Consider the following 15286-nt stretch of genomic DNA (forward strand, 5'->3'; position numbering starts at 1 on the left):
TTGTGACGCGGTCAGTGTGACGCGGCCGGGGGCTGATAGTGCCGCCTGGCAATGTGTAGACTCGTATCGTCGGTGGAGGAAACGCCAGCCAATATAGTTCTAAGTTCTTTGCTTGTTACTGCCGTTTGGGGCAGGTTCTGGGCTGATGTACATCTTCACCTGCAACCGGGCCGCTCAGGACCGGTGGCTGGAGTGCATTCCTGAAAACTGTTGTCGAATTGGTCTTTTTGCCGGTGCCCGGGCTTCTGCGCCCATCGCATCGCCAGAAATATCGTGGGGAGGGTCAGGCGGTTCGATAAATTTGCATTCTCTAAGAGCCAACCGCACACGGCAGCGGTAGAATATATCAGCTATCCCTACAGGCATCAATCAGAGCGCTCTATCCTATTAATATGTCAAAAAATATTGCGGCCGCGCCGGTCAGTGTCCAGTTTGTTGAAGTGACGGAAGATCAGGACGGTCAGCGGATCGACAATTTTCTACGCACGGCACTTAAGGGTGTCCCTAAAAGTATGATCTATCGCATCGTTCGCAAGGGCGAGTTGCGCGTCAACAAGAAACGGGTAAAGCCGGATTACCGGGTTAAGCCCGGTGATCTGGTCAGAATTCCACCGATCCGGGTGTCCGCACCGCGTGAAGATGTGCCGGTCAAGCAGGGTCTCGCCGACGTGCTCGAGGCGGCGGTGCTGTATGAAGACAAGGATCTGATCATTATCAACAAGCCTTCGGGGCTGGCCGTGCACGGCGGCAGCGGTGTGAGCCTTGGTCTGATCGAGGCCCTGCGCCAGATCCGGCCTGAACAGCGTTTCCTTGAGCTGGTGCATCGGCTGGATCGGGATACGTCGGGCTGCATTATGGTGGCCAAGAAACGCTCTATGCTGAAGTTTCTGCATGAGGGCTTGCGTCAGAAGGGCCGGATCACCAAAATCTATCAGGCGCTGGTGGTGGGTCGCTGGTCGACACGCACGCATCAGGTTGATGCGCCGCTGAACAAGAATGAACTCAAGTCCGGCGAGCGTATCGTCAGGGTGCAGCCCGAGGGCAAACCGTCGATCACGCTGTTCCGGGTATTGCGTCGCTTTGGCATGACGGCGACGCTGGTCGAGGCGCAGCCGGTTACCGGGCGCACGCACCAGATCAGGGTGCACGCACAGTTTGCCGGTCATCCGATCATCGGCGACGAGAAGTATGGTGTAGATGAGCTTAATCGTGAGATGAAAACACTTGGTATTCGCCGGCTGTTCCTGCATGCGGCGCAGTTGCGTCTGACACTGCCCAATGGCGAACGTCTGCGAGTAGAGGCTCCGCTGGAGCCGCAACTGCTCGAAGGCCTGGCCAGGCTGGAGGAAACCGGGTCTGATGGTGTGCACGTCCAGGAAGGATCTAATGAGTAACGAAGAATTGAAACAGCAGGTGTTCCGGGCCGCAGATCAGTTGCTGCTCAGTGGTCAGTCGCCGACGGCGGCACTGATCGAGCGGCAGCTTGAGATCGAGGCTGCAGAGATCGAGCCCTGTATGGTGTTGTGGTGGCAAATGTTGTCTGAGCGTGTGGGGCTGGATGCCGCGGTGACGCCTATTCCGGAAGTGCCCGATAGCCTGGCGACAGCGTTTTCCCGTGTCTGGCAGCAGGCGGTACAGGAAGCGTCTTCTGCGGTAACGCTGGTGAAGCGTCATGCTGAATACGGTGCTGAGGCTGAGCGGCGTGTGTCGGAAGATGCGCTCAAGCAGTCCCATGATCACTATCAGGAGCTGGAAACACGCTACCGTGAACAGACACTGAAGCTTGAAAAGGCCGTCAGTGCCAGCAAGGCTGCGGAAGCCGAAACTGCCCACTTGAGGAACAGCCTGACGTCCGAGGCGGCGCGCTTTGCCAAGGAAGAAGCCCAGCGCATGCACCTGGAGCAGGAGCTTGAGCACCTGCACAAGACCTATGAGGATGCCAAACGCAGCTTTGATCTGCGCATCAAGGACGAGCAGCGTCACAACCTTGAAGCCCTGGCCAAGAGCGAGGCGGACGTAAAGCATTACCGTTCCGTGCAGGAAAAGCTGCGCGACGAGTTCGGCAAGAAGGAATCTGTGCTGGGGCGGGACATCAGCGACCTGCAGGCGCAGCTGGCCAAGAAGGACAGCCGGATAGAGACGTTGCAGACCAGCATTCGCAGCCTGGAGGATGAGCTCAAGTCGGTGCAGCAGGAGATTGCCGTGCAGCAGCGCGAGCTATCCAAGGTTAACGCCAGCCTGCTGTCTGAAGTCAATCGCAGCAAGCGGCTGGATGACAAGGTCAAGGAGCTTGAAGGCGACCTCAAGCAGCAGGTACAACGAAATGCCAGCGCCTCCAGTGAGGCAGCGCGGCGGGAAAATGCGTTGCGGGCGCAGGTGCAGGCTCGCGAGGAAGAGTTGCTTAGGGCCAATGCCAAGGTGGTTGCGCAGGAAAAGCGCCTGATAACCCAGGATGAAGAGCTTAAGCGGATGACAGCCCGCCTTTAAGGCGGGCGTCTGCGGTTGGGGCGCTGACTATCTTATTCTATACTGTTATAAGTCTCTGCTTTTTTTGAATGAGTGGCGATATGTTAACAGCCAGGATGCGAGGTCAGGCCGGCCAATGAAACTTCAGCAATTGCGTTATATCTGTGAGGTTGCCAAGCATGACCTCAACGTGTCTGCGACCGCGCAGAGCCTTTTTACGTCTCAGCCCGGTATCAGCAAACAGATCCGTTTGCTGGAGGATGAACTCGGTGTTGAGGTTTTTGCCCGCAGTGGCAAGCATCTGACCCGGGTCACCACCGCCGGCGAGGCCATCCTGGCGGTGGCTGGCGAAATTCTGCAAAAAGTCGAAAGCATCAAGCAGGTGGCGCAGGAGTTCAGCGATGAGCGCAAGGGCAGCCTTGCCGTTGCCACCACCCACACCCAGGCGCGCTATGCCTTGCCCTGGTCGATCACCCAGTTTATCAAGAGCTATCCTGACGTATCCCTGCATATGCATCAGGGTACTCCGATGCAGATTTCGGAGATGGCCGCCGATGGCACGGTGGACTTTGCGATTGCCACCGAAGCCATGTCTCATTTCAGTGATCTGATCATGATGCCCTGCTATCGCTGGAACCGCTCGGTGGTGGTACCCAGGGATCATCCGCTGTGTCAGGGCTCGAAGCTGACGCTCAAGGAGCTGGCGGCCTATCCGCTGGTGACCTATGTCTTTGGCTTTACCGGGCGCTCCAAGCTTGATGATGCCTTTGTGCGCGAAGGACTGACTCCCAAGGTGATTTTTACCGCGGTCGATTCCGATGTGATCAAGACCTATGTGCGGCTCAAGCTCGGAGTCGGCATTATCGCCACCATGGCGTACGAGCCGGATATCGACAGCGACCTGGTGGCACTGGATGCCAGTCATCTGTTTGAGGCCTCGACGACGCGCATCGGCTTTCGCAAGGGCACCTTCCTGCGTGGCTACATGTACTACTTTATCCAGAAGTTCGCCCCCCACCTCACCGAGGACGTGGTCCGCCAGGTGCAGGCCTGTTCCAGTCGGGCCGAAATCGACGCCATCTTTGCAGGCCAGGTTCTGCCAGAGCTTTGAACCTGAACTGCAGGGCAGTCTCGTCCGGGAGAGGGAGGCTGCTGTCTTTGGCGCGGCTTGCGTGCCTGGGTGGCAGGAGGTAGATTGACCGGCAACATTTTGCCCGTTAATTACGCAAGGAGACTGATGTGGAGCTGGCCTGTCTTGATCTGGAAGGTGTACTGGTCCCGGAAATCTGGATCGCATTCGCAGAAGAAACGGGCATCGATGCCCTAAAAGCCACCACCCGGGATATCCCTGATTACGATGTACTGATGCAGCAACGCCTGCGCATTCTCGATGAGCACGGCCTGACGCTGCCGCAAATCCAGCAGACGATCAGCCGCCTCAAGCCCCTGGAGGGCGCCAGGGAGTTTATCGACTGGCTGCGCGAGCGTTTTCAGGTGGTGATACTGTCCGATACCTTTTATGAATTCGCGGCCCCCCTGATGCAGCAGCTTGGGTATCCGACACTGCTGTGTCACAAGCTAGAGAGCGACGAGGCGGGGCGTATCACCGGCTACAAGCTGCGCCAGCGGGACCCCAAGCGCCAGTCGGTGCGGGCGTTCCAGCTGCTCAACTATCGCGTGATCGCCGCCGGTGATTCCTACAACGACACCACCATGCTGTCCCAGGCCGAGGCCGGTATTCTGTTTCATGCCCCTGCCAATGTTATCGCCGAATTTCCACAGTTTCCGGCGGTACAGACCTTTGCGGACCTCAAGCAGGAATTTATCCGCGCCAGCCAGCGCACGCTGAGCCTGTAAGTCCCTCCGGTTCTGGACATGAATCTTTTGCCTGCGGGTACAGCGCATTGAGCTAGACTTTATCGGGCCAGCACGAATTCGGGACCTATAGCGTGCCGCCTATCCGATTTATGGGTGCTGGTCCGGAGGTTTTGCCGTACTCCAACGTGGAATTCCTTGTGGTGGCTGAAAGTCAGGGAGGATGGCTGTACGCTGCGGGGGGTTGGTTTCGGTCACTGCCGGTTGCGGGTGGCAGCGAAAGCAGCCTTGCCTGATGCCCTGCCGGATGTGGGGCTGACCGGTCGCGCTCCGGCGCGCCAGTGGCGGGGCGGAGGAAAGCGCCATGCGCCATCTGATGTCCATTCTTGTTTTTCTTGTTATATGTTTCCCGGTTGTCGATGCTCAGGCAGGTCCACTGCAGGGTCCCGGCAACATTCATTCATCGCCGCCGCCGCGCTATGCGACGGATCGCATTCTGGTCAAGCTCAAGCCGGGGACTGTTGCCGCCCAGTTGCAGGCGCTGCCGCAGGGGGATCATTTCCTGCGCACGATACCGGGGCTGGGCGTCCATGTTTTGCAGGTTCCCGCCGGAACCGTGCTGGATCGGGTAGCCGTCTATCAGCGTAACCCGAACGTGCTTTATGCCGAACCGGATTATAATCGTATCCTGATTGAACCCAATGAGGGTACCGATCCGCTGCCGCCCGACGGTACCGGCAACGATCATTTTTCCGACCAGTGGGCGCTCAACAATACCGGCCAGCTCCATGCGATTCCCGACCCGGTGCTCGGTATTGTCGAGGTCAGCGGCTCTTCCGATGCGGATATCGATGCACCACAGGCCTGGGATATTTCCACCGGTTCGTCCAGTGTCAAGATCGGCATCCTCGATACGGGTATCGACTGCCGGGACGCGGGTAATCCCTCGGGCAGTCTGGAGTTTACTGCCGGGAAGTGCATCGAACAGGTGAACTTTGTCGGCGGGGAAGAGGATCTGCTCGACTATCTCGGGCACGGTACTCACGTTGCGGGTATAGCGGCTGCAACGACGAACAATGGTATCGGCATTGCCGGTGTCGGCTGGAACAGCTCGGTCGGAAGCCTGAAAACCTGCTACCAGTATTACTATTATCCGTATCCGGAGCTGGGGGATATCTATTACGAAATCATCGGGGTCTGCCCGGTATCGGCATCAGCGGAAGCAATCCAGTATGCCGCCGATCACGATTATCACGTCATCAACATGAGCTACGCCAGTGACGAATTTGATGTAAATGGCGATCCGGTCAGCTATGGCGGCTATTCGCAGGCGGAAGCCGATGCGGTCGCCAATGCCTGGGATGCGGGCGTGGTGCTGGTGGCGGCTGCCGGTAACGAGGGGGCCAACACACAGATCTATCCCGCCGCCTACCCGCAGGTGATCGCCGTCGGGGCGACCGATCATGACGACAACGTTCCGGATTTCTCCAGCTTTGGCAGTAACTGGGTGTCCCTGATGGCGCCTGGAGAGAACATTATTTCCACTGTGCCTAATGAATTCTGTGTCTTCTACGCATGGCTTCTCGGGCTCGAGTTCGATCCAGACAGCGATGTTTGTCTCGACTGGTATTCCGGTACCTCTATGGCCAGTCCCCATGTCGCCGGTGCGGCGGCCGTGGTCTGGGGGCATCTCTTCGCCGGGAGCCTGGCCGATCCAGGCAGCTGTACCGATGCCGACGGTGCTACGCCCTGTAATCAGGTGGTGCGTGATCGTCTTGAATCCGGCGCGGATACGGCCGGAGCTCTGGGTCAAAACATGCTTGCCTGGTCGGCGAATGGTCGGCTCAATCTTCATGGCGCCTTGACAGCAAGTGTGGAACCGCCACCTCCGCCACCACCCCCGGAGCCGGAGGTTCCGCAAGCTCCGTCAGCGCCGGTAGCGCTAATTGTGGATGACAGCGGTGATCAGTCGGTTGAGCTAACCTGGTCGCACAGCCTGACCAATGTGACGGGCTTCGATGTCGAGCGAGATTCGATACATCCGAAAAATGGCAAAACGACGGCAGTTGATATTTTAGACGCTGGCATGACACTGACTTTAACTGATCATGTATCCAGTGGACTTTACCGCTACCGCGTTATCGCCAAGAACGGTGATGTCCTTTCGGACTGGAGCGGCTATTCGGGCGATATTGCTGTCAGTGACAGTGGAGGTGGCAGTGGCGGCGGTGGTCCGGGTGGTGGCAAGGGCGGCAAACCCGCCAAATAGTACCCGACAGGATTGACAGACCAGGCGGCGAAACGCCGGCACTCAGTGGCCGGCGTTTGCGTTACAGGTCGCTTCAAGTGTCTTCAGCAGGTTGTTGACCTTGTTGTAGGTCTCTGCGTATTCCTGTTCTGTAATCGAGTCCGCCACTATGCCGCCGCCGGCCCAGCAGAAGATACGGTCCTGTTCGCACAGCAGGGTGCGAATGGTGATGCTGGTATCCATGCGCCCGCACAGGCTGATATAGCCGATGGAGCCACAGTAGATGTTGCGACGCTGCGGTTCCAGTTCGTCGATGATTTCCATGGCGCGGATTTTTGGTGCGCCGGTGATCGAGCCGCCGGGAAAACAGTGTTCCAGCAGATCCAGCGGCTGTTGCTGCTCGGCCAGTGTGCCAGTCACCGTGGTGACCAGGTGGTGCACATTGGCGTAACTTTCGACGGTAAACAGTCGCGGTACCTTCACCGACCCCAGTGCGCAGACCTTGCTCAGGTCGTTGCGCATCAGGTCCACAATCATCAGGTTTTCGGCCCGGTCCTTGTCTGACTCGCGTAGCTCCTGCTTCAGCTGTGCGTCTGTCTCTCTGTTGTTGCCTCGTGGCCGCGTACCCTTGATGGGCTTGGTCGTCACCAGGCGCTGGTCGGTGCACAGAAACTGTTCGGGTGACAGCGACAGCACGGCGCCATCGTCACTTTCCAGGTAGGCCGAATAGGGTGTGGGGGCGGCCCGGCGCAGCATCTGATAGGCCCGCCAGGGATCGCCGTCAAAGGTGGAGCTGAAGCGCTGGGTGAAGTTGACCTGGTAGCAGTCGCCTTCCTTTATATAGTCGTCAATGCGTGCCAGCGCCTGATTGTACTGCTGGGGGGGCAGGTCATTGTGAAAGCCCGTGCGCAGCCTGAATTCAGGTGTCGCGACGGGTTGGGCTGGACGCTGCAGGCGCTGCAGTATCGCCTGCAGCTGCTGCGACGCGCAGCTCGGGTGGGCGATCAGTTCGCTCCGCGCCCGATGGTGATCCACTACGATGGCCCAACTGTAAAAGCCCATGCGCATTTCAGGGAAGGCGATATCATCGCCCGCCAGTGCCGGCAACTGTTCCAGCGCCCGCCCCAGGTCGTATCCCAGATGGCCGATGAGGCCGCCGCAGAACGGCAGGTCGTCCTGGGGTTCGGGGGCCGGGTGTCTGGCCAGTAACTGTCTCAGGGCATCGAAGGGGGAGCCTTGCAGGGTTTCACAGACACCGTTGCGGATCAGCTGCAGATTGCCGCGATTGAAGCGCACCAGAAAATCCGGCGCCGCTGTAATGATGTCGTAACGGCCGTACCGGCTGAGCGGGCGGCCGCTGTCCAGCCATACAGGGCTGCCAAGGTCGCGAATGGCCTCGAACAGGGAGCTGCTGTCTTCGCGGTAGTCTAACGCTGTACGACTGATCACGTGCCTGGAGTCTGCCTGCTGGTAAGAAAGCCGCAATTCTACCCGCGGCGCAGGGGCAATGCACTAGTGTACTGCTTCGCCCTAATGGGTGCTTATAGAGCCCGCCAATTCGTGTCCGGCAAGGCGCCGTTCGCTGGTAATAGTGGGGCTCTTGCCAAGAGCGGCAACGCAGCAGGGCGCGAATTGGCGAGCTCCCTGCGGGCGAGCCGCCAGGAGGCCGTCCACTGTGTTGCATTTCCTCGAAATAGGCCCACTATGCCTTCGAAAATGCGCCGTGCGGCCAACCTCCTGGCGACTCGCTAAAAGCGCCTCTAAGAGCGAAGCAGTACACTAGGAGCCTGCGGGGAAGCGGTCTCTGGTCAGTCTGGTAATGCAGTTCGTGCAGGTACTGTCCTGCGTCTGTGTACCGCAAGCTTATATAAGGCTGCGCAATCAGATGAGGGCGCTATAATTGTCCACCGCACTCGAAGTGTCGACACTTTACCTAAACGGGCGCCTCGCTGTCGCGCCGCGCTCTCTGTGCTTAATCAAGGATCCTTGTATGCGTCACCCTTTTTCTGTGAATAGGCACTGCCTGAAGCTGGCGGACCAGCACCTGAGCTATAGGCTCTATCACAACGAGGCGGCAGTATCCGACCGCCAGCTGGTGCTGTTGCACGGTGCCGGTGTGGCCGGGCTTGATACCTGGCACGCGCTGACCGCCTTCACGCAGCAGTGGCGCTGGATACTGGTGCCCGATCAGCGGGGGATGGGGGATACCCATAGCCCCGACGGCCAGGAGCATCCCTATGTCATTCAGGAACTGGTGGCGGATCTGGAGGCTTTGGTGGATCACCTGGGCTGGCAGATGTTTGACCTCGGGGGTTACTCCCTGGGCGGGTTGGTGGCCATGTTGTTCAAGCAACGGCATTCGCTGCGGGTAGGGAAACAGTATCTGCTTGAGTCAGCCATTCTGGATCGGCCGGACTGGAACAGCACTGTGGCGTTGCGCCAGCGCTACAGCCATGTGGTGGGGCACCTCAGTGGCAGCGACGCTGCGCAGGGTATCACCCAGTTTCTCGATGCGATTTCACCCGATCGCAAGATCAAGCCTGAAGCCGAGCGGATGATGGTGTCCCGGCTGGCGGCGCGCCCGCTGGGGTTTGCCAATGCGCTCAATGCCGTTACCCGGGCGATCAATGAGGTGAGCCGTGACGAGATTGTAGCCGCCCAGGGCGATGTCAGCAGTTTTATCGGTGGGCGCAGCGTCGATCCCATGCACCAGTATCACCGGCATCTGGCTGAGCGCCTGCCCAACTGGCACTACTTTCTGGTGGCCGGCACCGATCATTCGCTGCCGTTCCAGAAGCCGCGCCAGATCGCCACGATCATGGAAGCCGAGCTGCTGCGCTATCTGGAATCTGCTGACACTTCGGTGTGAATCCTGGCGCAGGGGGTAGGTTTTAATAGGTATATATACCTATAGTGTTGACACATTATATCAATATGACTGTTGACCTCTGTTTTAAGCGGCGTTATGGTGGCGTTACTTAAACATTGTCGACAGTCTTCAGTTCTTGAGTCCCTATGACAGACAAAACGATTGTACGGTCAATTCAAATGGAAACCCGAACACTGGCGGATCGCGTCTGTGATGAAATTGTCACCGCGATCGTCAAGGGTGAGATGCCGCCGGGTTACAAGATCAGCGAGCCGGAACTGGCCCGCGTTTACGGCATCAGTCGTGGGCCATTGCGTGAAGCCATGCGGCGTCTCGAAGGTCTGCGCCTGATCGAGCGCAAGCCACATATCGGTGCCCGGGTGGTGAAGCTGTCGGCCAATGAGCTGGTCGAGATCTACCGGGTGCGCGAAGCCCTTGAAGGCATGGCGTGTCGGCTGGCCGCCGAGTTCATGACCGAAGCCGAAATTCAGGGCTTGCGAGACCTGCTGGATGCGCATGAGCGTTCGGTGGAAGAACTCGAAGGCCGCGCCTATTTCCAGAAGGAAGGCGATCTGGATTTCCATTTCCGAATCGTTCAGGGCAGCAAGAACGCCAAGTTGCTGGAGATTCTCGGCAGCGATCTTTACCACCTGGTACGCATGTACCGCTATCAGTTCAGTGTCTCCAGTTCGCGTCCCAAAAGGGCGCTCAAGGAACACCGCCAGATCGTGGATGCGATTGATGCGCGGGATCCCGAGCTGGCGGAATTGCTGATGCGTCGACACATCAGTGCGGCACGTCGCAATATTGAAAACAAACTCGAATCAGTGAATTCAACACTGGGGGAACATCATGGCTGACAAGCTTGCCGCAGGCCGGCATTTTCGCCGGCCAATGTCTGACAACAAACCGTAGCTCAGGGTGTCGCGGTACCTCAATATCGCACACAAGCGGGATTACCTGAACCAGAATCTGGGAGAAAAACATGGCTGACAAACTTACCGCGGGCGGACGCTTTCGCAAGGCACTGGCTGAGAACAAGCCGTTGCAGATCGTTGGTACCATCAATGCTTACCACGCCATGATGGCCACCCGTGTCGGGCATCAGGCCATTTACCTCTCCGGTGGCGGCGTAGCGAATGCGTCCTACGGTCTGCCGGACCTTGGCATGACCTCCATGAATGACGTGCTGGAAGATGTGCGCCGCATCACCAACGCGGTGGAAACGCCGCTGCTGGTGGATATCGATACGGGCTGGGGTGGCGCTTTCAACATTGCCCGCACCGTGCGGGAAATGATCAAGGGCGGCGCAGCAGCGGTGCATATCGAAGATCAGGTGGCGCAAAAGCGCTGCGGTCATCGACCCAACAAGGAAATTGTATCGCTGGAAGAAATGGTGGATCGCGTCAAGGCGGCGGTGGATGCCCGTACCGACGACGATTTCTTCCTTATTGCCCGTACCGATGCCTTCCAGCAGGATGGTCTGAATGCGGCGGTTGAGCGCGCCCAGGCCTGTCTGGAAGCGGGTGCCGATGGCATTTTCGCCGAAGCGGTGCATACGCTGGAAGACTACCGCGCCTTTACCGATGGGATTAATGGCGCCCACCTGCTGGCCAATATCACCGAATTTGGCGCCACGCCGCTGTTCAACAAGCAGGAGCTGGCCGAAAACGGTGCCAGCATGGTGCTGTACCCGCTGTCCGCCTTCCGGGCGGCCAACAAGGCAGCACTGAATGTGTTCGAGCATCTGCTGCACGATGGCGACCAGCGCGCCGTTGTTGACAGCATGCAGACCCGCATGGAGCTGTACGACTTCCTGAACTATCACGATTTCGAACAGAAGCTCGATGCGCTCTTCGCCGAAGGCAAGAACAAGTAACAGTGACGCCGGGCGAGTGGCACTGCGGTCCGCTCACGGCGTAACGGATTCAATTCAAGTACCCGGGCTGCGCCACGGTGCATGCCCTAAGAATAAGGAGAGACAGGATGGCTGAAGCAAAACAACTGAGCGGCGCCGGTCTTCGTGGTCAGTCTGCCGGCGCAACTGCGCTCTGCACCGTGGGCCAGTCCGGTGCCGGCCTGACCTACCGTGGCTATGATATTAGCGAGCTTGCCGACAAGGCGCAGTTTGAAGAGGTCGCGTACCTGCTGCTGTATGGCAAGTTGCCGACCCGCGCTGAACTTGACGCTTACATCACCCGGCTCAAGGGCTATCGGGGTCTGCCCCAGGCGCTGAAAACCGTGCTGGAGCAGATTCCGGCAGATGCCCATCCGATGGATGTAATGCGTACCGGCTGCTCGATGCTGGGCAACCTGGAAACGGAGCACAGCTTTGACGAACAGCATGATCATATCGACCGCATGCTGGGCTGCTTCCCGTCGATCATCTGCTACTGGTACCGCTACAGTCACGAGGGCGTGCGCATTGAAACGGACGCGCCCGAAGTCGACTCCATCGGTGGTCATTTTCTGACCTTGCTGCGGGGCGAAAAGCCGAACGAGTTGCACGAGCGTGTGATGAACGTGTCGCTGATCCTCTATGCCGAGCACGAATTCAATGCCTCGACCTTTGCGGCCCGTGTCTGTGCCTCCACGCTATCCGACATCCATTCCAGCGTCACGGCTGCCATCGGCACGCTGCGCGGTCCGCTGCATGGCGGTGCCAACGAGGCGGCCATGGAAATGATCGAGAACTGGGCTTCGGCGGACGAAGCCGAGCGCGAAATAATGGGCAAACTGGAACGTAAGGAAAAGATCATGGGCTTCGGTCATGCGATCTACCGCGAGTCCGACCCGCGCAATGCCCTGATCAAGAAATGGTCCAAGCTGCTGGCGGACGAGGTGGACGATACGGTGCTGTATCCGGTTTCCGAGCGTTGCGAGGCCGTGATGTGGCGCGAGAAGAAGCTGTTCTGCAACGCCGACTTCTTCCATGCCTCGGCTTACCACTTCATGGGCATCCCGACCAAGCTGTTTACGCCGATCTTTGTCTGTTCCCGCGTCAGCGGCTGGACCGCCCACATTATCGAGCAGCGTGCCAATAACCGCATTATCCGCCCCAGCGCCGATTATACGGGTCCTGATCACGCGGACTGGATTGCGATCGAAGATCGCGTCTGATGCCCTGGGCGCTCGTACTGCGAGCGGCCCGTTCACTTTTACGCTCAGCCAGACAGCCGCCGGCGATAATCCCTGAGGGGGTGATGTCGGCCATACCTGGCTGGGCGCCACTCGATGGAGTTCCGGCGCCATGAACACTCAATACCGTAAACCCCTGCCCGGCACCGCTCTGGATTATTTCGACACCCGTGCCGCCGTCGAAGCGATCCAGCCTGGCGCCTACGCCCAGCTTCCCTACACCTCCCGCGTACTGGCCGAAAACCTGGTGCGTCGTTGCGATCCCGCGACCCTGACCGACTCGCTCAAGCAGATCATCGAGCGCAAGCGCGAACTCGACTTTCCCTGGTTCCCGGCCCGCGTGGTGTGCCACGACATCCTGGGTCAGACGGCGCTGGTGGATCTCGCCGGCCTGCGCGATGCCATTGCCGAGCAGGGCGGCGATCCGTCCAAGGTCAATCCGGTGGTACCGACGCAGCTGATTGTCGATCACTCCCTGGCCGTGGAGTACGGCGGTTTTGAAAAGGATGCCTTTGACAAGAACCGCAGCATCGAAGACCGTCGCAACGAAGACCGTTTCCACTTTATCAACTGGACCAAGAAGGCGTTCAAGAACGTCGATGTTATTCCGCCCGGTAACGGCATCATGCACCAGATCAACCTGGAGAAAATGTCGCCGGTGGTGCAGACCCGCGATGGCGTGGCCTTCCCGGATACCCTGGTGGGTACCGACAGTCACACGCCCCACGTCGATGCCCTGGGTGTCATTGCCATCGGTGTTGGCGGCCTGGAAGCCGAAAGCGTGATGCTCGGCCGTGCCTCCTGGATGCGCCTGCCGGACATCATTGGTGTCGAGCTGACCGGTCGCCGTCAGCCCGGCATTACGGCTACCGATATAGTGCTTGCAGTCACCGAATTCCTGCGCGCCCAGAAGGTCGTATCGTCCTACCTGGAATTCTTCGGTGAAGGTGTGGCGGCGCTGACCCTGGGCGACCGGGCCACCATCTCCAACATGACGCCGGAGTTTGGCGCCTCGGCAGCGATGTTCTATATCGACGAGCAGACCATCGACTATCTGCGCATTACCGGGCGTGAAGACGAGCAGGTCAAGCTGGTGGAAAACTACGCCAAAACCACCGGCCTCTGGGCAGACAGCCTGGTGGACGCGCAGTACGAGCGTGTGCTGAAATTTGACCTGTCGAGCGTGGGCCGCAATATTGCCGGCCCTTCGAATCCCCATGCGCGGGTGCCGACCTCCGAACTTGCCGCCCGCGGCATTTCCGGCACGGTGGAGAACGAGCCGGGCCTGATGCCGGATGGCGCTGTGATCATCGCCGCCATCACCAGCTGCACCAACACCAGCAACCCGCGCAACGTGATTGCCGCCGGCCTGTTGGCGCGCAATGCCAATGCCCGTGGCCTGACCCGCAAGCCCTGGGTGAAGACCTCCCTGGCGCCGGGCTCCAAAGCCGTGCAGCTGTATCTGGAAGACGCCAAGCTGCTGCCGGAGCTGGAACAGCTGGGCTTTGGCATCGTCGGCTTTGCCTGCACCACCTGCAACGGCATGAGTGGTGCGCTGGACCCGAAAATTCAGCAGGAAGTGATCGATCGCGACCTGTACGCGACGGCGGTGCTGTCGGGTAACCGCAACTTCGATGGCCGTATTCATCCCTATGCCAAACAGGCTTTCCTGGCTTCACCGCCGCTGGTAGTGGCCTACGCCATCGCCGGTACTATCCGCTTTGATATCGAAAAGGATGTGCTGGGCATCGACAAGGAAGGCAAGCCGGTGACGCTGAAGGATCTGTGGCCGAGTGACGAAGAAATTGATGCGATTGTGAAAGCCAGCGTCAAGCCTGAGCAATTCCGCCAGGTATACATCCCGATGTTTGCCGTCGAGGAGGACAACGGCGAGCAGGTGACGCCGCTGTACGACTGGCGCCCGCAGAGCACCTATATCCGACGCCCGCCCTACTGGGAAGGCGCGCTGGCCGGTGAGCGCAGCATGAAGGGTATGCGTCCGCTGGCAGTGCTGGGCGACAACATCACCACCGATCACCTGTCGCCCTCCAATGCGATCCTGCTGGACAGCGCCGCCGGCGCCTACCTCGACAAGATGGGCCTGCCGGAGGTGGATTTCAACTCCTACGCCACGCACCGCGGTGACCACCTGACGGCGCAGCGCGCGACCTTTGCCAATCCCAAGCTGTTCAACGAAATGGTGCAGGAAAACGGCAAGGTGAAGCAGGGTTCACTGGCCCGTATCGAGCCCGAAGGCAAGGTATCGCGCATGTGGGAGGCCATCGAGACCTATATTGAGCGCAAGCAGCCGCTGATCATTGTGGCCGGTGCCGACTATGGCCAGGGATCGTCCCGTGACTGGGCGGCCAAGGGGGTGCGTCTGGCCGGTGTCGAGGTGATCCTGGCCGAAGGCTTCGAGCGCATCCATCGCACCAACCTGGTGGGCATGGGGGTGCTGCCGCTGGAGTTTATGCCGGGCGAGAACCGTCATAGTTACGCCATCGACGGTACCGAAACCTATGATGTGATCGGCGAGCCGACACCCCGTGCCGCGCTGACGCTGGTGATCAACCGTCGCAACGGCGAGCGTGTCGAGGTGCCGGTGCGCTGCCGCCTGGATACCGCCGAGGAAGTGTCGATCTATGCCGCCGGCGGTGTGCTGCAGCGCTTTGCGCAGGACTTTCTTGAGTCCAGCGTCAGCGCCTGATCGGTTCGAGCGGGCGCCCTGGCGGCGTCCGCACTCTCTAGGA

Annotated in this window: 11 protein-coding genes; 10 read left to right on the plus strand and 1 reads right to left on the minus strand. The window is 59.3% G+C overall.

Features of this window, described 5'->3' with window-relative positions; genetic code table 11:
- Positions 1-392: 392 nt before the first annotated feature.
- The 5 genes from rluC (at position 393) to MRS74_RS07475 (ending at position 6550) form a co-directional block, all read left to right on the plus strand.
- Positions 393-1394 carry a 23S rRNA pseudouridine(955/2504/2580) synthase RluC gene (gene rluC / locus MRS74_RS07455; RefSeq protein WP_254579648.1) on the plus strand — a complete coding sequence of 334 codons (1002 nt, stop codon included), beginning with the start codon at positions 393-395 and terminating at the stop codon, positions 1392-1394.
- Positions 1387-2487 (plus strand): coiled-coil domain-containing protein, encoded by a 1101-nt coding sequence (locus MRS74_RS07460; RefSeq protein WP_254579649.1) that lies wholly within the window; start codon positions 1387-1389, stop codon positions 2485-2487. Before rluC ends, MRS74_RS07460 begins: the two co-directional genes overlap by 8 nt.
- A gap of 115 nt (positions 2488-2602) precedes the next feature.
- Positions 2603-3577, plus strand: a complete 975-nt coding sequence (gene cysB / locus MRS74_RS07465; RefSeq protein ID WP_254579650.1) for an HTH-type transcriptional regulator CysB — start codon at positions 2603-2605, stop codon at positions 3575-3577.
- A gap of 128 nt (positions 3578-3705) precedes the next feature.
- Positions 3706-4323, plus strand: coding sequence for a bifunctional phosphoserine phosphatase/homoserine phosphotransferase ThrH (gene thrH / locus MRS74_RS07470; protein ID WP_254579651.1), 618 nt, complete (start codon positions 3706-3708; stop codon positions 4321-4323).
- Positions 4324-4645: 322 nt separating this feature from the next.
- A complete protein-coding gene (locus tag MRS74_RS07475) occupies positions 4646-6550 on the plus strand; it encodes a S8 family serine peptidase (protein WP_254579652.1) in 1905 nt (634 codons plus the stop codon).
- Positions 6551-6592: 42 nt separating this feature from the next.
- Here MRS74_RS07475 and pabB read toward each other — a convergent pair whose 3' ends face one another.
- The gene (gene pabB / locus MRS74_RS07480) at positions 6593-7978 is read right to left on the minus strand and encodes an aminodeoxychorismate synthase component I (protein WP_254579653.1); all 1386 of its coding nucleotides are present in this window, start codon (positions 7976-7978) and stop codon (positions 6593-6595) included.
- 541 nt (positions 7979-8519) lie between these two features.
- Between pabB and MRS74_RS07485 the strand changes: the two genes are divergently transcribed.
- The 5 genes from MRS74_RS07485 to acnD all read left to right on the plus strand — a co-directional run bounded on the left by MRS74_RS07485 (position 8520) and on the right by acnD (position 15243).
- Positions 8520-9398, plus strand: coding sequence for an alpha/beta fold hydrolase (locus MRS74_RS07485; RefSeq protein ID WP_254579654.1), 879 nt, complete (start codon positions 8520-8522; stop codon positions 9396-9398).
- A gap of 179 nt (positions 9399-9577) precedes the next feature.
- On the plus strand, positions 9578-10258 hold the full coding sequence (locus MRS74_RS07490) for a GntR family transcriptional regulator (protein WP_254579655.1): 681 nt from the start codon (positions 9578-9580) through the stop codon (positions 10256-10258).
- 125 nt (positions 10259-10383) lie between these two features.
- A complete protein-coding gene (gene prpB, locus MRS74_RS07495; RefSeq protein WP_254579656.1) occupies positions 10384-11277 on the plus strand; it encodes a methylisocitrate lyase in 894 nt (297 codons plus the stop codon).
- A gap of 107 nt (positions 11278-11384) precedes the next feature.
- Positions 11385-12518 (plus strand): bifunctional 2-methylcitrate synthase/citrate synthase, encoded by a 1134-nt coding sequence (gene prpC, locus MRS74_RS07500; protein WP_254579657.1) that lies wholly within the window; start codon positions 11385-11387, stop codon positions 12516-12518.
- Positions 12519-12648: 130 nt separating this feature from the next.
- A complete protein-coding gene (acnD, locus tag MRS74_RS07505; protein WP_254579658.1) occupies positions 12649-15243 on the plus strand; it encodes a Fe/S-dependent 2-methylisocitrate dehydratase AcnD in 2595 nt (864 codons plus the stop codon).
- Positions 15244-15286: the final 43 nt, after the last annotated feature.

This window comes from Marinobacterium sedimentorum (assembly GCF_024267675.1).
GTDB classification, from domain to species: Bacteria; Pseudomonadota; Gammaproteobacteria; order Pseudomonadales; family Balneatricaceae; genus Marinobacterium_A; species Marinobacterium_A sedimentorum.